General features: G+C 59.8%; 13 protein-coding genes. 5 read left to right on the top strand and 8 right to left on the bottom strand.

The window, feature by feature from the left end; genetic code table 11:
- Window positions 1-257 precede the first annotated feature (257 nt).
- Together FT726_RS10490 and FT726_RS10485 are read left to right on the top strand one after the other, a co-directional pair.
- Window positions 258-2390 carry a TonB-dependent siderophore receptor gene (locus FT726_RS10490; protein WP_346302788.1) on the top strand — a complete coding sequence of 711 codons (2133 nt, stop codon included), beginning with the start codon at window positions 258-260 and terminating at the stop codon, window positions 2388-2390.
- Window positions 2380-3540, top strand: a complete 1161-nt coding sequence (locus FT726_RS10485) for an ABC transporter substrate-binding protein (protein ID WP_407075064.1) — start codon at window positions 2380-2382, stop codon at window positions 3538-3540. Before FT726_RS10490 ends, FT726_RS10485 begins: the two co-directional genes overlap by 11 nt.
- 315 nt (window positions 3541-3855) lie before the next feature.
- Here FT726_RS10485 and FT726_RS10480 read toward each other — a convergent pair whose 3' ends face one another.
- From FT726_RS10480 to fdhF, 4 genes are read right to left on the bottom strand one after another with little or no spacing between them, the layout of a single operon-like run.
- Window positions 3856-4800, bottom strand: coding sequence for a cytochrome d ubiquinol oxidase subunit II (locus FT726_RS10480; RefSeq protein ID WP_158251402.1), 945 nt, complete (start codon window positions 4798-4800; stop codon window positions 3856-3858).
- An 11-nt stretch (window positions 4801-4811) separates the two neighbouring features.
- On the bottom strand, window positions 4812-6182 hold the full coding sequence (locus FT726_RS10475) for a cytochrome ubiquinol oxidase subunit I (protein WP_288422384.1): 1371 nt from the start codon (window positions 6180-6182) through the stop codon (window positions 4812-4814).
- Window positions 6175-6660 (bottom strand): hypothetical protein, encoded by a 486-nt coding sequence (locus tag FT726_RS10470; RefSeq protein WP_021509544.1) that lies wholly within the window; start codon window positions 6658-6660, stop codon window positions 6175-6177. The genes FT726_RS10475 and FT726_RS10470 overlap by 8 nt, the downstream gene beginning before the upstream one ends.
- Window positions 6660-9632, bottom strand: coding sequence for a formate dehydrogenase subunit alpha (gene fdhF, locus FT726_RS10465; protein WP_288422382.1), 2973 nt, complete (start codon window positions 9630-9632; stop codon window positions 6660-6662). The genes FT726_RS10470 and fdhF overlap by 1 nt, the downstream gene beginning before the upstream one ends.
- 303 nt (window positions 9633-9935) lie before the next feature.
- Between fdhF and FT726_RS10460 the strand changes: the two genes are divergently transcribed.
- A complete protein-coding gene (locus tag FT726_RS10460) occupies window positions 9936-10829 on the top strand; it encodes an SDR family oxidoreductase (protein WP_058770520.1) in 894 nt (297 codons plus the stop codon).
- A 74-nt stretch (window positions 10830-10903) separates the two neighbouring features.
- A complete protein-coding gene (locus FT726_RS10455; RefSeq protein WP_288422380.1) occupies window positions 10904-12718 on the top strand; it encodes a glycoside hydrolase family 15 protein in 1815 nt (604 codons plus the stop codon).
- 29 nt (window positions 12719-12747) lie between these two features.
- On the opposite strand, the gene FT726_RS10450 is transcribed toward FT726_RS10455, so the two are convergent.
- Window positions 12748-13611 (bottom strand): DMT family transporter, encoded by an 864-nt coding sequence (locus FT726_RS10450; RefSeq protein WP_288422379.1) that lies wholly within the window; start codon window positions 13609-13611, stop codon window positions 12748-12750.
- Between the two features lie 213 nt (window positions 13612-13824).
- Complete coding sequence (locus FT726_RS10445) at window positions 13825-14730, bottom strand: LysR family transcriptional regulator (protein ID WP_346302787.1); 906 nt, start codon at window positions 14728-14730, stop codon at window positions 13825-13827.
- Window positions 14731-14874: 144 nt separating this feature from the next.
- Between FT726_RS10445 and FT726_RS10440 the strand changes: the two genes are divergently transcribed.
- Complete coding sequence (locus FT726_RS10440; RefSeq protein ID WP_150360204.1) at window positions 14875-15624, top strand: SDR family oxidoreductase; 750 nt, start codon at window positions 14875-14877, stop codon at window positions 15622-15624.
- A gap of 61 nt (window positions 15625-15685) precedes the next feature.
- Here the strand turns inward: FT726_RS10440 and FT726_RS10435 are convergent, their stop codons facing one another.
- Window positions 15686-17122, bottom strand: a complete 1437-nt coding sequence (locus tag FT726_RS10435; RefSeq protein WP_104093556.1) for a sugar porter family MFS transporter — start codon at window positions 17120-17122, stop codon at window positions 15686-15688.
- Between the two features lie 102 nt (window positions 17123-17224).
- Window positions 17225-18397 (bottom strand): ROK family protein, encoded by a 1173-nt coding sequence (locus tag FT726_RS10430; RefSeq protein ID WP_346302786.1) that lies wholly within the window; start codon window positions 18395-18397, stop codon window positions 17225-17227.
- Window positions 18398-18551: the final 154 nt, after the last annotated feature.

The following is an 18551-nucleotide window of genomic DNA, read 5'->3' as shown; positions in this document are numbered from 1 at the left end:
TGTAAATAAATTTTCTGACAATCCCGGTTCAAAATTTTCTACCGCGTTCTGCTGTAGTATCCACACCATCATTTACGTTTACTACTACATTTTTTCATGTTTGAATGATTCTCAATTACATCTCAGCCGCCTTTTTCCGCTGACTGATGGCATAACAATGCCGGGCCGCGAATGTCCTGTTCGTCAACGGCAGTATTTTACTGATAGCTTCGTTGCGCGGAATAAATAATCCCGCAATTACACCAGGTTTATATTCGATGCAGAACAACTCACCGCGGGCGGTTAAATTACTGTGCCATCCGGCTATCCTTGCCGCTATTTACGGCGTAACGGCACTCAGCAGTACTGACAGCCTTGCCGCTGAACAAAACAGCACCCTCACCGTGACGGCGCAGCAGCAAAACAGTGACGACGGCTATAGCGCCACCAGCAGTTCGGTCGCCAGTAAAACGCCGGTGTCGCGCCTCAATGAAGCCCAATCGGTGAGCGTGGTGACGCAACAGCAGCTGGAGGATTATCAGGCCGCCAGCCTCGCCGACGCGCTGCGCTTTGTCAGCGGCGTAAGCGAAGGCAATACGCTGGCAGGTACCGAAGATGGCTTTGTACGCCGCGGCTTTGGCAGCAACTCGGATGGTTCCATCTATCGTGATGGCGTGCGCAGCAGCCAGGGGTTGAATTTTGATGCCACCACCGAACGTGTCGAGGTGCTGAAGGGCTCGGCTTCGCTGCTGTACGGTATCCAGAATCCCGGTGGCGTGATCAATATTGTGAGCAAAAAGCCGCAATACACCTGGCACACCAAAGTCAGCGGTCGCGCAGCCAGCGAGGGCGGCGGCGCCGGCACGCTGGACGTCACCGGCCCGCTCGGCAACGGTTTTGCTTTTCGCCTGATTGCTGAAAAGCAAAGTCAGGATTACTGGCGCAATTTCGGCAGCGATAAACACACCTTAATCGCCCCCTCGCTACAGTGGTATGGCGAGCAGGCCAGCTTCCTCATCAGCTACGAAGATTATCAGTACGATATTCCTTACGATCGCGGCACGGCGTTTGTTAACGGTCAACCGGTGGCGATTGGCTATAAAGATCGCCTTGACGATAAAGCTAACCATGCGTGGGGCCACAATAAAACCCTGAACGCGCACTACGACTGGCAGTTTAATGAGGCATGGAGCACGCGCCTGACTTTTGGCTGGAACCAGCGTCAGTACGACAACAACGAAGTGCGGGTCACGGCGCTCAATCCTGCCACCGGCGTGGTGACGCGCCGCGCCGATGCCAACCGCGGCTTCAACCATAAAACCAAATACGTAGCATGGGATGTGATCGGTTCGCCGCAGCTGTTTGGCATGACGCACGATGTGGTGTTCGGCACCGATTATGAAATGAACCAGACTTACCGTGCGCACCAGTATCAGGGTAAAGCGAACACCGGCTTCAACCTGTACGATCCGCAATACGATATGCTGGCACCGATCACCAACAGCAGCAGTGAAAATAGCGCCAACGCCAACCTGCTTAACCGCCTGCACAGTCGCTCGGTATACGCCAAAGACAGCATTTCGCTCACCGACGACTGGATTGCGGTGCTGGGCGGACGCTATCAGCACTATGAACAGCGCGCGTCAAAGGGCTTCGATCCGGTGGTGCAAACGCTGGACAGCGAGGGCAACAAGTTCCTGCCGCAGGCCGGGCTGATTTACAAACTGACGCCGGATGTCTCACTGTACAGCAGCGTGAGCAAATCCTTTACGCCGTCGACTGACGTCGATGATGACGGCAACGTCGGCAAGCCGGAACAGGGCACCACATGGGAAGTGGGCAGCAAGTGGCAGATTTCGCCCCGGCTGTTTGCCAGCGTAGCGCTGTACCGCATCGACGAACGCGATATGTCCCTTAATATCAACGGCACCACGCGCGCCATCAATAAAGCGCGTTCGAGCGGCGCTGAATTTGAGCTCAATGGAGAAGTGCTGCCGGGCTGGGATCTGAGCGCCAACTACAGCTACGATAAAGCCGAAATCGTCGACGATGGCGTCAACCCGGCGAACAAGGGCAACCGCCTGCAGAACGCACCGCGTCACGCCGGGGCACTTTACCTGAGCCATAATCTGACGCTGAACGGCATTCCCGGTGGCTTCCGCGTCGGCGGCGGTGCGCGCTACGTTGGCTCACGCGCCGGCGATCCGGAGAACAGCTTTACGCTGCCGGATTATGTGGTCGCCGACAGCTTTATCGCCTGGAATAATCAGCTGTTTGGCGAGAAAACCCAGCTGAAGCTTAACCTGAATAACCTGTTCAATAAGCACTACTACACCTCCAGCGGCGGCAACCTGCGCGTGCGCGAAGGGGAAACCCGTAACCTGATGGTCGAGGCCAGCGTTGAATTCTGATCGAGCGAAAAAGCCGCTGACGTGGCGAGCCTGGCTGGCTGCCCTCCTGCTGCTGGCGTTCAGCACCAGCGCGCTGGCCAGGGTGATCACCGATATTGACGGCAATCGGGTGGAGATTCCCGATAATCCGCAGCGCATCGTGCTGGGTGAGAGCCGCATGCTGTATACCCTGGCACTGCTGGCGCCGGATGACCCGTTCCGCCACATCGTCGGCTGGCCGCGCGATCTGCAAAAGTATGACAGCCAGACGTGGAACAGTTTTGCGCAGCGGTTTCCGCAGATGCTGAACATCCCGACGCTCGGATCGGGCGGCCCTCAGGCGATCAATCCGGAGCAGATTCTCGCCCTGCGACCGGACGTGGTCATTCTGCCGAGTCTGGCGCGCTACGATGATGCCGATCTGAGGCTGGTCAGCATCCTGAATGCTGCGCATATTCCGGTAGTGAAGATCGATCTGCGCGTACATCTGTTAAAGAACACCCGGCGCAGCGTAGAGATTTTTGGTGAGGTGCTGAATCAGCAGGCGCGCGCGGCGGCGTTCAACCGCTTTTACAGTGCGCATCTGCAGGTGATCGAGGAACGGCTGGCGCGCTATCACGGGCCGAAACCCACGGTGCTGTTGCAGTTGCATCTGGGACGGCGCAACGAGTGCTGCGTGACGGCGATTAACGGCAGTCTGGGCGAGCTGCTCAACGCCGCCGGCGGCGACAATATTGCTGGCAAAACCCAGCACGGCGTGTTTGGCCGTTTGAGTGAGGAGCAGGTGATCGCAGCCCAGCCTGAGTATTACTTCGCCACCGGCTTTGGCGATAACGCCAGCGCAGGCCTGCTGCGCCTCGGGCCGGACGTCGCGCCCGACGCGGTGCTGAGCAGTTTTCGTCAGCTCACCGCGCAGCAGAACGGCTTACGTGAGCTGAAGGCGATTCGCAACGGCCATGCAGCGGCAATCTGGATGAATTTTTATCTCAGCCCGTGGCATATTGCGGTGACCGAGTTCATGGCAAAAACGCTGTATCCGCAGCTGTTCGCCGACATCGATCCGCAGCAGACGCTGGAAACCCTGTTCCGTGATTTCCTGCCGATCCCCTATCGCGGCACGCTGTTTATGCGCATTCCGGCGGTGGATTCATCCACCCAGCACAAGCCATAGCGGCGCAGCGATTGAATCAGCGCGATAAATCGCGCCGCTACAAAGCGTGCCAGCGAATAATTCCGTTATTACATACTGCACCAATCGTAGCGGCGCAATTTATTGCGCAAAAACACAGCGGCGCAGAGGTTTGATCAGCGCGATAAATCGCGCCGCTACGAAACGTGCCAGCGACCAGTACCGTCATCACATTCTGCACCAATCGTAGCGGCGCAATTTATTGCGCAAAAACACAGCGGCGCAGCGGTTTGATCAGCGTGATAAATCACGCCGCTACGAAACGTGCCAGCGAATAATACCGTTATAAACACTTATTTATGCCTGCGGCTGGCGCTTAAACACCCAGAACGCCCAGCTGTGGTACAGCAGCGTCAGCGGCAACACAATCAGCAAACCCGTCACCACGAACCCCTGTGTCACCGGCGAGGAGGCCTGCTGGTGCATCTCCAGCTGCCACGGCAGCAACCACGGATAAAGTCCGCACGCCAGCGCCGCGACCACCACACCCGTCTGTACCAACGTGATCATCAATAACGCCACCATCGCTTCCCGCCACAGCGTGAGCAGCTGCAGCAGCCACAGCGCAGGCAATAGGCTCAGCAACACTTTTCCCGGCCAGCGCTGCCAGCTCTGCTGCCACAGCGCCGGCTCCAGCAGCAACACGGCAATAAAGCAGGCCAGCGTCACCACCCACCACAGCATGGCCAGCGCCCGCGCCCGCTCCACCACCGGCTCGCCAATGCGCCAGCACAGCCAGCAGCAGCCCAGCAGCAGATCAACCGCCACCAGCCCGAGGCCGCACAGCAGCGGCACCAGCGAAAAATCAATCACAATCCCGCTGGGCGGACGCGACACCAGCATCAATCCGCTCATCCAGCCTGGCAGAAACGCCGCCAGCAGCGAGCTGACCATCAGCAGCCGGTCCAGCCAGCGTCGCCCGGTCTCGCCAGGCTGACCGCGATACGCCAGCGCCAGCCCGCGCAAAAACAGCGCCAGCAGGAATAGAAACAGCGGCACTTTCAGCGTTTGTAACAGCAGACTGTACAGCGGCGGAAACAGCGCCAGCATGCCGCCTGCCAGCAACACCAGCCAGGTTTCATTGGCATCCCACAGCGGCAGCAGGCTGTGCACCATCCACTGCCGTTCTTGTGGCTGGTCGAAACTGTATAGCAGCATCCCCACGCCGCTATCCGTGCCATCCAGCGCCAGATACATCAGCAGGGCAAACAGCAGGAGCACCGCAGAAAGTTCGACCAACATTCTCACCCTCCTCAGGCTGGCGTCTGTATGGTTTCCGCTACCGCCGTCGCCTGCGGATCCGGCAGCGGTGCCGCCAGGTGGCGCAGCAGATAACACAGGCCAAAGGCAAAACTCAGTGCGTAAATCACCACCACCGACACGAAAATGGCGACGCTGCTGCCGAGGGACATTGGCGCCAGGCTGTCGGCGGTACGTAGCATGCCGTATACCGTCCACGGCTGCCGGCCGACCTCCGTCACCACCCAGCCCGCCAGCAGCGCAATGAAGCCAGCCGGTGACATCAGCGCCAGCAGACGCAGCACGCGCCGCGACTGATCAAGACGACCGCGCCAGCGCTGCACATTGCCCGCCAGGCTGCTCAGCAGCATCAGCAGCGCCAGTCCCACCATCAGGCGAAAGGCAAAAAACACCGGCAGCACCGGCGGCAGGCTGTCGCGCGGAAACTCACGCAGGCTTTTGATGTGGCCGCTGAGGTTATGGCGCAGATAGAGCGAACCGATAGCCGGGATTGCCAGCTCGGCGTGGTTCCGCTGCTGCACCTGATCGGGCAGCGCAAACAGCCGCAGCGGCTCGCCCTCCCCTGGCGCAGGCGGCTGCCAGCTGCCCTCGATCGCCGCCAGTTTGGCGGGCTGATAGTCACGGGTGTTTTCGCCGTGCAGATCGCCCACCACCATCTGCAGCGGCAGGATGCACAGCGACACCGTCAGCGCGCTGCGCAGCATCAGCCGGCTGGCGGCCTCGCCAGCATTACGCAGCAGGCGCCACGCCGCGACACCACCCAGCAAAAACGCCACGCTGATCCACGAGGCCAGCAGCATGTGCGCCAGCCGCCAGCCAAATGAGGGCGCGGAAATCAAACTCCAGGCGCTATCCGGCGTGAACTGCCCCGCATCATTTAGCGTAAAGCCGCGCGGAGTTTGCATCCAGGAGTTAGCGGCGAGGATCCAGAAAGCGCTAAAAATCGCGCCGAGCGCCACCAGACAGGTAATGGCGAAATGCACGCCGGGTTTCACCCGATCGATGCCAAATAGCATCACGCCGGTCAGCGCCGACTCGAGGAAAAAAGCGATCAGCACTTCATACAGCATCAGCGGACCGATAATGCCGCCCGCTTTGCTGGCAAACACCGACCAGTGGGTGCCGAACTGAAACTCCATGATCACGCCGGAAACCGTGCCAATCGCCACGGTGAGCGCGAATACCTTGATCCAGAAGTGCAGCGCCTGATGCGCTTCCGGCCGTCTGCCCCACAGCCAGCGCGCTTCAAACCACACCAGAAACGGGGCCAGCCCCAGCGTCAGTGCTGCCAGGGTAATGTGCATGCCCATCGTCAGGGCAAACTGACCGCGCGCGATCAGCAGCACCCACTCCTGGCTACTCACGGCTCGGCTTACCGCTGTAGCGGGTTATCGGCTTCTCCTCATCACCCTGCATTGCGCGTGCGAAGGTTTCCAGCGCCGCCAGCAGTGGCCGGATGCCCTGCCACAGCGCCTCATCATTCAGCAGTTTGAGCACACCGCTGACGCCCGGCGCGCTTTTTTCCTGCTGCGCCGTGTCGCTGGCCGGCTTCATCGCCAGCAGGGCATCCCGCAGCGCCAGCAGTAAATGGTTGAAACGCTCCGGCGGTACGGTGCTGAGCGTCATAAACAGCAGCGACAGGTTCTGAACCGCATTCTGCGTGCCGGGCCGGTTAAGCCCGGCGGCGACGATTTTGCCGATGTCATTGTTGGCTTTTACCATGTCATTAGCCAGGCGCAGGAAACCGTGCTGATGCAGATTCTCCAGCAGTTCGTTCAGCGCCTCCTGCGCGCTGGGTTCGGTGCGCGTCGGAGTGGGTTGATAGTGCAGCGGTTCGGCCATTAGCTTTTCTCCGGATGCGAAACGTGTTCAGGCGGCAACCGGTATTCAGGCTGCTGCCATTTTTGTTCAACGGGAAGATGATCCAGCGGCGTGCGCTGGCCGTGGCGGAAGTTGTGCAGCGGAATCGGGTGCGGCTGTGGCGCATGCGCCAGTTTACGCATCGTCACCGCAATCTCTTTATAGGCCGGGGTGTTGACGTCGGGATCGTGGTGTTCACCGGTCAGCCCGTTCACCCCCGGTTTGCCGTGGTGGATAGGAATGAACAACACATTGCCGGCCATCCGTTCAGTCACTACCACCGGCACCTCTACACTGCCCCGGCGCGAACGCAGCTCCACCCAGTCGCCCTGCTGTAATTGCCGCTCCTGCGCCAGCTGTGGCGAAATCTCAACAAACCAGTTGGGCGACAGCGATTTGATGCGTCCACCCTGCCCGGTCTGATTGGTCGACTGGAAATGCTCCAGCATGCGGCCATTGTTCAGCAACAGGTCGTACTGCGCATCGGGCGCTTCCATCGGTGGCTGCCACGTCAGCGGGTACAGACGCGCTTTGCCATCAGGAAAGGCGAACGCCTCGGTATAAAGCAGCGGCGTGCTGCTGCCGTCGGCGTTTACCGGCCACAGCTGTGACTGCCAGCCGACGAGGTTCTCATAGTTGACCCCGGCAAACAGCGCGGCGATACCCGCAGCTTCTGCCATGATGGCGCCGGGATTCGGGTAGTGCCAGTGATGGCCGAGACGCGCGGCGACCTCAGTCAGTATCTGCCAGTCAGGCCGGCTGTCGCCGAGCGGCGCAAACGCAGGCGAGAAGTGCTGAATGCGCCGTTCGGTATTCACGAAGGTGCCCTCTTTCTCCAGGCTCGGACAGCCAGGCAGCACCACATCCGCGAACTGCGCGGTACGGCTCATGAAGATGTCCTGCACCACCATGAAATCCAGCCGGCTAAAGGCTTCGTGCACTTTGGTCGAGTCCGCATCGGAAAAGGCGGTCTCTTCGCCGATGATGTACATGGCGCGCACCCGCTGTTTATGCGCGTCTTCCACCATCATGAAGTTATCCAGCCCGGCCTCTGAGGAAAGCGCTTCCGGCGCCACGCCCCAGGCGCGCGCCCACTTTTCCCGTACCTGCGCATCGGTCACTTTTTCGTAGCCGGGATAGACATTGCTTAAGCAGCCAAAATCGCTGGCACCCTGCACATTATTGTGACCGCGCATCGGGTAACCGCCGGTGCCAGGGCGGCCGTAGTTGCCGGTGACCAGCAGCAGATTGGAGAGCGCGGTGCTGGTATCCGCACCGTGGCTGTGCTGCGTAATGCCCATCGCCCACAGCAGGCAGGCGCTGCCCGCGTTGCCGATCATCTCGGCGGCTTCGGTCAACTGCGCCACGCTCAGACCGGTGACTTCACTGGCCATCTCAAGCGTAAACGGCGCCAGTGACGCGCGATATTCCGCCACCTGATTAACGCGCGTGCGCAGGAATGCGTCATCGGCATAACCGTGATCGAACATGTAGCGCGCCATCGCCGACGCCCACACCATGTCGGTACCTGGGCGGATGCGCAGATAACAGTCGGCGCGCTCAGCCATTTCGTGACGGCGCGGATCGACCACCAGCAGCTTTTGTCCGCGATGTTTGTGGCTCTGCTTGATATGTGACGCGAAAACCGGGTGGTTTTCCGCCAGGTTGCTGCCAACGGTGATGATCAGGTCGGTCTGCTGCAGATCGCGCAGCGTACCGGCATCGCCGCCGTAGCCCACGGTGCGAAACAGCCCTTCCGTCGCCGGGTTCTGGCAATAGCGCGAGGAGTTGTCCACGTTGTTGGTGCCGAAAATCAGGCGGGCGATCTTCTGCGTCAGGTAGGCTTCCTCATTGCTGGCTTTACTGGAACCAATAAAACCAATCGCGTTACCGCCGTGCTGGCGTGCCACCGCGCGCAGGCCGTCGGCCACGCGCTGTAGCGCCTCTTCCCAGCTGGCCGGGCGGAACTGGCCGTTTTCACGAATCAGCGGCGTGGTCAGCCGGTTTGGGCTGTTCACAAAATCCCAGCCAAATTTGCCTTTGACACAGGTTGAGATGCCGTTGACCGGCGCATCGGCCACCGGCTGGATTTTGAGGATGTGGCGATCGCGCGTCCAGACTTCAAAACTGCAGCCGACGCCGCAATAGGTGCAGACGGTTTTGTTTTTTTTGATTTCGACTTTGCGCAGCGCATCATCGATCAGCGAAATTCCGGTGATCGGCTCCATACCGATGCTGTTTTCCAGCGATTTGACGAAATCAATCAGCGGCCGCTTCAGGTCTTCATCCATCGCGGTGAAGGGACCGGCGTCGGGCTGCATGGTTTTTTCCAGCAGCGCGTTGCACGGGCAGACGGTCACGCAGTGACCGCAGCTGACGCAACTGGAACCGGCAATCTGCGTCCCGCCATCCCACAGCACGCGCGGGTGATCGGCGCTGTAATCAATCGACAGCGTCTCATTCACTTCGACATTCTGGCAGGCTTCCACGCAGCGTCCGCACAGAATGCACTGATCCGGATCGTAGGTATAAAACGGATTACTGTGGTCTTTGCTGTCCGGTTTGCGCTGGTAGGGGTAATACTGAATTGGGATGTGCATGTCCGCGACGGTGTTATGCAACGTGCAGTCGCCGGTGTTGTGCTCACACACCGTGCAGTAGAGTTCGTGGCGATTGAGGATGCGGTCCATGCCCTCCTGCTGTGCCGCCTGCAGTACCGCACTCTGGCTGACCACGCGCAAGCCCTCGGCGCTGCGTAACGTGCAGCCGCGCACGGCTTCGCCATCCACCTCCACCCAGCAGACATCACAGGTTTGCAGCGGCGGCAGCGCCGGGTGATAACAGACATGAGGCAGTTTTTTTCCCTGCTCCTGCAGAAAATCAATTAACGGTTGATTTGCGGTTCCGCTTAAGCGTTCACCATTAAATATAATGGTACATTGTGCTTCGCTCATTTAACGCCTCGTTTAAGCCATCGCTCATAAATATTCGGGCCGGACAGCGCCGGTTATTATGTAAAGTTATGCATAGAGCTTAGGAACAAATCTTTATCCCGCAAGCAGACCGATTCGCTTAATAATGCGCACAGCTTACGCAGCGCTAAAATAATCATTACGTTAGTGATTTTGTAACTAAAAATATCATTTCAGCCACTGCCGCCACGCTTTAATAAAACGCGACTGCTTATTTTTTGACGTGACAAATATCACATCTCTGCCAGGCTTAATTTACTCGTTCCACTGTACAAGGAGATAGGTATGACTTCATTTACTAACAAAACGCTGATTACCCAGGAATATCCAAAGCCGCCATTCAAAAAGCAGCATCAGCCCATTCCGGGATTAGCCAGTAAGATGGAACCCCGTCCCGATCACGGTGAAACCAGCTATCGCGGCACTGGCCGTTTAACCGGGCGCAAGGCGCTGATTACCGGTGGTGACTCCGGCATTGGCCGCGCAGTAGCCATCGCGTATGCCCGTGAAGGGGCTGACGTGGCAATCAACTACCTGCCGGAAGAGGAGCAGGACGCCGCTGAAGTGGTGCAATTAATCGAAGCGGAAGGCCGTAAAGCGGTGGCTATTCCGGGTGATATTCGCTCAGAATCTTTTTGCCAGCAGCTGGTAAAAGAGGCAGCAGAAAAACTCGACGGTCTGGATATTCTGGTGAATAACGCCGGTCGCCAGCAATTTAATGAGTCAATTCGCACGCTCTCAACGGAAGATTTTGACGCCACCTTTAAGACCAATGTTTATGCGATGTTCTGGATCACCAAAGCGGCACTGGAATATTTGCCTGCCGGATCATCCATTATTAATACCTCGTCGGTTCAGGCGTATGAACCGAGCGCCATTCTGCTGGATTACGCGCAAACCAAAGCCGCTATCGCTGCCTTTACCAAAGCGCTGGCGAAACAGCTGGGCGAACAGCAAATTCGCGTCAATGCCGTCGCGCCAGGACCGTACTGGACCGCGCTGCAGGTGTGCGGCGGCCAGCCGCAGGAAAAAGTCGAGCAGTTTGGTGCCAGCGCGCCGCTGGGCCGCCCCGGCCAGCCAGCTGAAATCGCGCCGCTGTATGTGACCTTTGCGGAGACCACCAACAGCTTCACCTCAGGCCAGGTATGGTGCTCTGATGGCGGTACCGGCACCCTCTGACATACGGGTGCTCATCCGGATTACGTGGCTGCCGCGGGCGGCCACGTTGCCGTTTCTGCTGACAGGGAAGATCCATGAATAATCAAACGCTGCAGTCGCCGATGCGCGATCAGGGCTTTGCCCGTCTCGGCGACTACGCGGCCATCGGTGAAGGCCGGTCGGTGGCGCTGATCGCGCCCGACGGCGCCATTGACTGGTGGTGCGCACCCAACCTCGACTCAGCCCCGCTGTTTGACCGCCTGCTCGACCCGGAGATTGGCGGTTTTTTCCAGATTGAACCTGACATCCCTTACCGCATTGAGCGCGCTTATCGCGCCGACAGTAACGTGCTGGAAACCCGCTTTTTTACCGATGACGGCAGCGTGCTGCTGACCGAATCGCTGAACAGCACGCTGGCTGGCCGTCTGCCGTGGAGTGAACTGGCGCGGCGCGTAGAAGGCATTGATGGCGAAGTGACCCTGCGCCTGACGCTGCGCTTTGGCACCGTTGCCGAAACGCGCTCGCCGTGGCAGGACAGCACCGAACAGGGCGACGTATACCACATCGGCGATCTGATGGCGATGCTGCGCACCAGCGAGGACTGGCAGATCGAACAGCGTGACGATGAGCAAATCAGCGCTACGCTGCAAACGGCTGCGGACAGTCGCTCGCTGGTGGCGTTGCTGGTCACCGAGCGCGAACCGCTGGCGGTGCCGCCGCTGGAGGCGATCGATACCCGGATTGAAACCAGCCATACCGCCTGGTGCGACTGGACCCGCAGCCTGAGCTATCAGGGACGCTTTGCTGAGCACGTGCGCCGCTCGGCGCTGTCGCTGAAATTTTTATGGTATTCCCCCACCGGTGCGCTGGCGGCGGCAGCCACTACCTCGCTGCCGGAAGGCATTGGCGGGGAAAAGAATTATGACTACCGCTATGCATGGGTACGCGATGCCTGTCTGATCATCAAAGCCTTTGTTTTTCTCGGTGCGCTGGAAGATTGTAAAGCGGCGTTCTCCTGGCTGTCGAAAACCATCATTCGCCACGGTACCGCGCTGCGCACCTGCTACACGCTGGAGGGCAACGAAGTGCCTGCCGAACGCTTAGTGCCGCTGCGTGGCTATCACCATTCTCAGCCGGTACGCGTGGGCAACAACGCGCGCGACCAACTGCAGCTCAGTATGTATGGCGACATGCTTGCCACCGCCGAGCTGTTTATTCGCGCCGGGCACGTGCTGGACTTAGCCACCTCGCGCATGCTGGGTGCGCTGGCTAATCACTGTGCCGATTTATGGCGTCAGAAAGACAGCGGCATCTGGGAACTGCCGGAACAGCAGCACTATACCCATTCAAAGATGGCCTGCTGGCTGGCGTTGGATCGTGCCGTAGCGCTGGCCGAAGCGCGCCACATTGAACCCACGTGGCTGAAACGCTGGCAGCGCGAGCGCGACCGCATCAGCAGCTGGATTGAAGCGCACTGCTGGAACGAAGCGAAACAGGCGTATGAATTTTATCCCGACAGCGACGGACGGCTGGATGCCGCGCTGGCGCTGGTGCATGCCTACGGCAGCCGGGTTAACCCGGCACGCATGCGCGCTACCTATCGTGCCATTGAGCAGGAACTGGGGCACGGTAGCGCCATGCTGTATCGCTACAGCGGCACGGAACAGGAAGAGAGCACCTTTATCGCCTGCTCATTCTGGCTGGTGGAAGCCTGGGCGGCGCTGGGAGAATGCACGCGCGCCGAGAACGCCATGCAGCAGATTCTCGGCAAACTGTGCCAGCGCGGCAACGTGGAAACTTTCAACGAAATGTTTGATGTGCGCAGTGACGAATGGCGCGGCAATATGCCGCAGGGCCTCAGTCATCTGGCATTAATTTGCGCCGCACAGGCGCTGACCGATCATGGCTGAAATGCCCCGCCGGCTGGCGGGGCATGATGTTAACGCGAAGGCTGTGGCGCACGAAACACCAGCAGGATACCCGCCAGAATCGCCGCCATGCCCAGCAGGCTCAGCCACGGCAGTCGGTTACCCAGCAGCAGATAGTCGAGCAGCGCGGTAATCACCGGCACCAGATAAAACAGGCTGGTGATGTTAACGATACTGCCCGCGCTCAGTAAGCGATACAGCAGCAGCTGGGCCACCACGGAGATCATCACGCCGAGGAACAGCGCGGCCAGCCAGAAATGCAGCGTGAAGCTGACATGAAACGGTTTAACCGGCAGCAACAGCAGGCACAGCAGTAAACTCACGCCGTACTGCAGCGGCAGCACCTGCGCCGGATGCTGCGTCACACGCTGCTGCATAATGGCACCGAAGGTCATGCACAGCAGCGCAGCCAGCGCAAACAGCACGCCGCTGAGCGGCAGCTGCGACGCCGCCAGACTGCGCCACACCAGCAGTATCAGCCCCGCCAGCGCGACCGTTAAGCCCAGCAACCGCCTGCCCGGCAGACGCCGCTCCACCAGGCACAGCGTCAGAATTGGCTGGATGCCCATGATGGTGGCGATCAGCCCTGGCGTCACGCCCTCCGCCATCGCCTGGAAATAACACAGCGAATAAGCGCCGATCAACACCAGACCGGTCAGCATTACGCGCGGGCGCGTACCGGGCTGCGGCAGCCAGCGGCGGCGAAACAGTCCCACCAGCAACAGCGCAACCAGCGCGATGCTAAAACGCACCACCAGCAGTGCCAGCGGTGAGGCATTATCCAGCCCGAGACGCGAGAAAATGGCTGCGCTGCCCCACAGCAGCACAAAGCCTGACGTCGCTGCCTGCGAAGTCAGCGAAGAAGAAGAACGCATAGCATTGCTCCTGAAACAAACGTTGTTAGCGCGCTCGCTAAGCGAGGCGCAGGAAGTTCGATACTTAGCGAATCACAACGCGTGCCGGAGGTGGCGGGCAGCAAGGCGCATACAGGCGAAAGTCAGATGACGATGCGGAATCAGCAGAGAGTGTCATAAACGCGCCTGTATCATGGGGTTGAGGCCAAACGTTAACAGATTGTTTACACCCTGTCATCCATTTAGCCGTTGCGGAAACACCTCACGCAGCCAGTCAATCAGCACCCGCAGGCGCTGGGTGAGATGGCGGCTCTGCGGATAAACCACGTGGAACGGATAGTCGGACGGACGCCAGTCGGCGAGGATCTCCACCAGCCGTCCGGCCTGCAAATCCGCGGCCGCAGCGTAACGGAACGTCTGAATGATGCCCAGACCCGCCACCGCCGCGGCAAGGTGCGCGTTGCTCTCATTGACGCCAACGCGGTGCGCGGTCTTGATCTCGATTCGCTCTTCACCATGGCGAAAGCGCAGCGGAAAGGCGCGCCCGCTCTGCGGCGACAGATAGCTGATGATGCGGTGGCCATTGTTCAGCTCCTGCGGATACGCCGGAATGCCGTAGGTCCGCAGATAGCCGGGCGTGGCACAGGTGATCATTTGCGCATTGCCTAAGTGCCGTGCCACCAGTGACGAATCGCTCAGCGGACCGCCGCGCACCACGCAGTCCACGTTATCACTGATGAGATCCACGGTGCGATCGGACACGCCAAGGTCCAGGGTGATGTCGGGAAACCGGGCGACAAAATCGGGCAGCGCCGGCAGCAGCACATCGCGCGCCGTTGAGCCGCCGATATCCATACGCAGCTGACCGTGCGGTTTCGTCGTGACGCTATTGAACGCACAATCGATATCTTCCAGATCGCGCACGATGCGCAGCGCCCGCTCGTAGTAATCGCGCCCTTCTGCCGTCACCGTGACCCGGCGCGTGGTGCGCTGCAACAGACGCACGCCGAGATGCGCTTCCAGCTCCTGCACCAGCTTACTCAGGGTGGCGTTAGGCATATCCAGTGAATTGGCCGCCCGGGTAAAGTTACCTGCCTCGACCACGCGGGCAAACGCCCGGATTGCCAGCAATTGATCCATTGTTACCCCTAACCTGATTATCCACCCAGAGAAATAGTCCTTTCGATTTTACACCATTTATCCGTAAAAGCGGCAGCGCTACAGTGCACTTCAGCGACGGCAAGGCCGTCACCACCTAACCTGATCAACTGTGGAGTACATACTATGAACCTGATTCTGCAAGACAAAATTGCTTTAGTGACCGGCGGCACCTCCGGTATTGGCCTCGCCACTGCTCAGGAACTGGCGGCACAGGGCGCACGCGTGTTTATCACCGGTCGTCGTCAGGCTGAGCTGGATGCAGCCGTCGCCAGCATCGGCGCCACCGCCACCGGCATTCGCGCCGATGCGGCACAGTTAAGCGATCTCGACGCCGTCTATGCGCAGATTGCGCGCCAGGCCGGCCGGCTGGATATTCTGTTTGCCAACGCCGGTGGCGGCGACATGCTGCCGCTGGGGGCCATCACAGAAGAACATTTTGATCGTATCTTCAGCACCAACGTCCGCGGCGTGATGTTCACCGTGCAGAAAGCGCTGCCGCTGCTGAGCGATAAGGCATCGGTGATTCTCACCGGCTCCACCGCCGCAATTCAGGGTACGCCGGGCTTCAGCGTTTACAGCGCCAGTAAAGCGGCGGTGCGTAACTTTGCCCGCTCGTGGGCGCTGGACGTGAAAGATCGCGGCATCCGCATTAACGTGGTGAGCCCTGGCCCGGTGCAGACGCCAGGCTTAGGCGGACTGGTGCCGGAAGATCAGCGCCAGGGGCTGTTCGATGCGCTGGCCGCGCAGGTGCCGCTCGGTCGTCTGGGTGAGCCGGGAGAGATTGGCAAGGTGGTGGCGTTTCTCGCCTCCGACGCCGCCAGCTTTATTAATGCAGCCGAGCTGTTTGTCGATGGCGGTATGGCGCAGGTGTAAGCGGGTATTGTACCGGTGCGCCGCCTGGCGCACCGGCTTTCTGCCTGAAGCATGGCTGCGGTTAACGCAGCGAATGCTCACCTGCCACCGCAGCCGGCTCGCCTGCGGTGAGCTGCTGCTCCAGCTGCTCCAGCGATATGCCTTTGGTCTCCGGCACGCGACGCAGCACAAAGACAAAGCCCGCCGCACAAATCACGCCATACAGCATAAAGCTGCCCGCTGCACCAAGTCCGGCATTGAGGATGGGAAAGGTATAAGTCAGCACAAAACAGGCAATCCACAGCGCCAGCGTGGCGACCGACATCGCCAGACCGCGAATCCGGTTGGGGAAAATTTCCGCCAGCAGCACCCAGGTGACCGGCGCCAGCGTCAGCGCATAAACCGCAATCGCCGCCAGTACCAGAATCAGCACCGGCCAGCCGGTGATGCCCAGCGTGTAGGCACCGGCAATCAGTGCATAACACAGCGTCAGTCCTCCGGCGCCGATCAGCATCAGTTTGCGGCGACCGAGCCGGTCCACCAGCGGCAGCGCCAGCACTGTTGCCAGCAAATTGATCAGGCCGGTGGCCACGATCGACTTCAGCGTGCCGTTGATATCGAAACCAGCCGAAGCAAAAATCTCCTGCGCATAATTGAAAATCACGTTGATACCGCACCACTGCTGGAAAATCGCCAGCACGATGCCGGTGATGACAATCGGCAGCGTGCGCGGTGCCAGCAGCGAGCCGGCGCGGGCGCGCGTTTGCTGGCGATCCTGTTCCAGCGCGCGGGCAATCTCGCGCTGCGTCTGCTGCGCATAAGCAGGCGAACCAATTTTATTCAGCATCGCCAGCGCGCGCTGCGGCTGGCCCACCAGCATCAGCCAGCGCGGTGATTCCGGCACCCACATCATCAGCAGCAGAAACGCCAGCGACGGCACGGCAGCCGAGGCGAACATCCAGCGCCAGCCAACCTGACCGTTCCAGGTTTCACGCAGCGCCGCATGGGTTGATGCGCCGACGACCGGATCGGCAATCATCAGGTTGACCAGCTGCGCCGCCAGCACGCCAATAACGATTGTCAGCTGGTTAACCGCGACAAACTTGCCGCGCTTGTCTGCCGGGCTGATCTCCGCGATGTACATCGGGCTTAGCGCCGAGGCGATACCAATGCCGACGCCGCCGAGAATGCGCCACCAGACAAACAGCGTAAAGCTGCTGGCCAGCGCGGTGCCGATCGCCGACACCACAAACAGCAGTGCGGCGACGATCAACGGCAGCCGCCGCCCCAGCTTGTCCGCTGACCAGCCGGACACTAGCGCGCCAAACACGCAGCCCACCAGCGCCGAACTCATCGCCCAGCCGGATGCCGCCGGATCGGTGACGTTGAACCAGGCCTCATAGAAGGGTTTGGCCCCGCCAATCACCACCCAGTCATAGCCAAACAGCAAACCGCCGCAGGCTGCCACCAGACAGATGCTCCACACGTAACGCATATTCAGATGTTGATGATTGTTCACGGCCACTCTCCGCACCAGGGTCAAAGTGCGGCTATCTCACCACCGATACCGCAGGGTGAAAGTTCAGGCCCTCACAGATTTTAGTAACAGGAGTTTAGTAAACTACGCCGTACCGGGATCGGCCTCGACATAGAGATAACCGATGCCGAGGACCTGACGGGCGCGATCCAGCTGACCAAAATGCACGTTGGTGGCTTTGCTTTTTAGCGCATCGCGCGGATCAAAAGGATTGAAATCAATCTGGTGCACGATGGTCTGCAGCCAGCTCTCACCAAAAGTACAGCTGCGACCGTACAGCCAGATTTGATTGATATTCAGTGTATTAAGGAAATTGTACAGACTCATGCCGATGGCTTCCGCGCTGCGCAGCGACCACTCGACGATCCACGGCTCGCCGGCCTGCCAGGCGGCCAGCAGCTGACGGCTGGTGGGCTGCACCGCCTGCGGCGCGCGCTGATGCGCCAGCCGCTTAAGCGTGCTGAGCGAGGCGACCGTCTCCAGACAGCCCTGCCGTCCGCAGTTACAGCGCTCCCCGTGCGGATCAATAATGGTGTGGCCAATCTGCCCGCTGCCGTACAGGTTGCCGCGAAAGATCTCGCCGTTGATGACAAATGATGAGCCGATGCCGTAATCGACATTGATGACGCAGAATTCGGCCAGCGCATTGCGGTTCAGCCACTTTTCCGCCAGCGCCAGCATCACGCAGTCATTATCGACGCGGACGTCAACCGCCAGCTTCTCCTCCAGCAGAAACTTCAGCTGCAGCGGGCTGCGCCACGCCGCCTGCGGCATATGCTGCGAGACACCAGTTACCGGATCGACCTGCCCGTGCACCGCCAGCGCCAGATTAATCTGCCGCTTCGGCCAGCGTTTACAGGTCGCGCGCCACACCGTTTCAATCTCCGCCAGCAGCTGCTCTGGCGTCTGCGCGTTGATGCTGATTTGCTGATAGTCGCCCTGCGCCACCAGCTGCGCATCCGCCAGCTGCAGCTCAATGCTGGTCGGCTTGACGCACAGGCACAGCGTCCACGCGCCTTGCGCTGGCAGCTGAAAACTGCCGTTACTGTTGCCGCGCGTGCTCAGCGTGGCGCTGGAGTGCTGCACGTGGCCCTGCTCCAGCAGCTCCTGCAAAATCTTGCTGGCCGCCGGAATGGTCAGGCCGCTGAGCTGCGCCAGCTGCGATTTGCTCAGACGTTTATGACGCCACATCAGCTGCATAAACAGCGCTTTGTTGTGCTTACGCACCTGAAAATTATTCAGTCCGACGGTTTTCACGCGGCCTCCTTTCGCTTCATCCGCGCTCATCTTACTAAACAGTGTTTACTGACTTCTGTGATGGTTGCGCCATCCTGCGCGCCTGCCGTGCTTTAGAGTCCCTGCTCATAACAACCCGTTCGCGCTATCCCGGTAAAAAACGTTCTGATAATGC

The sequence above is a fragment of the Pantoea sp. Morm genome (genome assembly GCF_016643525.1).
Classification (GTDB): Bacteria; Pseudomonadota; Gammaproteobacteria; order Enterobacterales; family Enterobacteriaceae; genus Pantoea; species Pantoea dispersa.
The sequence above is the reverse complement of the archived record's forward strand: the minus strand, read 5'-3'. Positions and strand labels throughout refer to the sequence as shown.

What these genes read in the sequence shown, in the direction of transcription:
- FT726_RS10490 (WP_346302788.1), top strand. Translation starts at nt 258, where the DNA reads ATGCAGAACAACTCACCGCGGGCGGTTAAATTACTGTGCCATCCGGCT.
- FT726_RS10480 (WP_158251402.1), bottom strand. Translation starts at nt 4,800, where the DNA reads ATGTTGGTCGAACTTTCTGCGGTGCTCCTGCTGTTTGCCCTGCTGATG.
- FT726_RS10470 (WP_021509544.1), bottom strand. Translation starts at nt 6,660, where the DNA reads ATGGCCGAACCGCTGCACTATCAACCCACTCCGACGCGCACCGAACCC.
- fdhF (WP_288422382.1), bottom strand. Translation starts at nt 9,632, where the DNA reads ATGAGCGAAGCACAATGTACCATTATATTTAATGGTGAACGCTTAAGC.
- FT726_RS10460 (WP_058770520.1), top strand. Translation starts at nt 9,936, where the DNA reads ATGACTTCATTTACTAACAAAACGCTGATTACCCAGGAATATCCAAAG.
- FT726_RS10455 (WP_288422380.1), top strand. Translation starts at nt 10,904, where the DNA reads ATGAATAATCAAACGCTGCAGTCGCCGATGCGCGATCAGGGCTTTGCC.
- FT726_RS10450 (WP_288422379.1), bottom strand. Translation starts at nt 13,611, where the DNA reads ATGCGTTCTTCTTCTTCGCTGACTTCGCAGGCAGCGACGTCAGGCTTT.
- FT726_RS10445 (WP_346302787.1), bottom strand. Translation starts at nt 14,730, where the DNA reads ATGGATCAATTGCTGGCAATCCGGGCGTTTGCCCGCGTGGTCGAGGCA.
- FT726_RS10440 (WP_150360204.1), top strand. Translation starts at nt 14,875, where the DNA reads ATGAACCTGATTCTGCAAGACAAAATTGCTTTAGTGACCGGCGGCACC.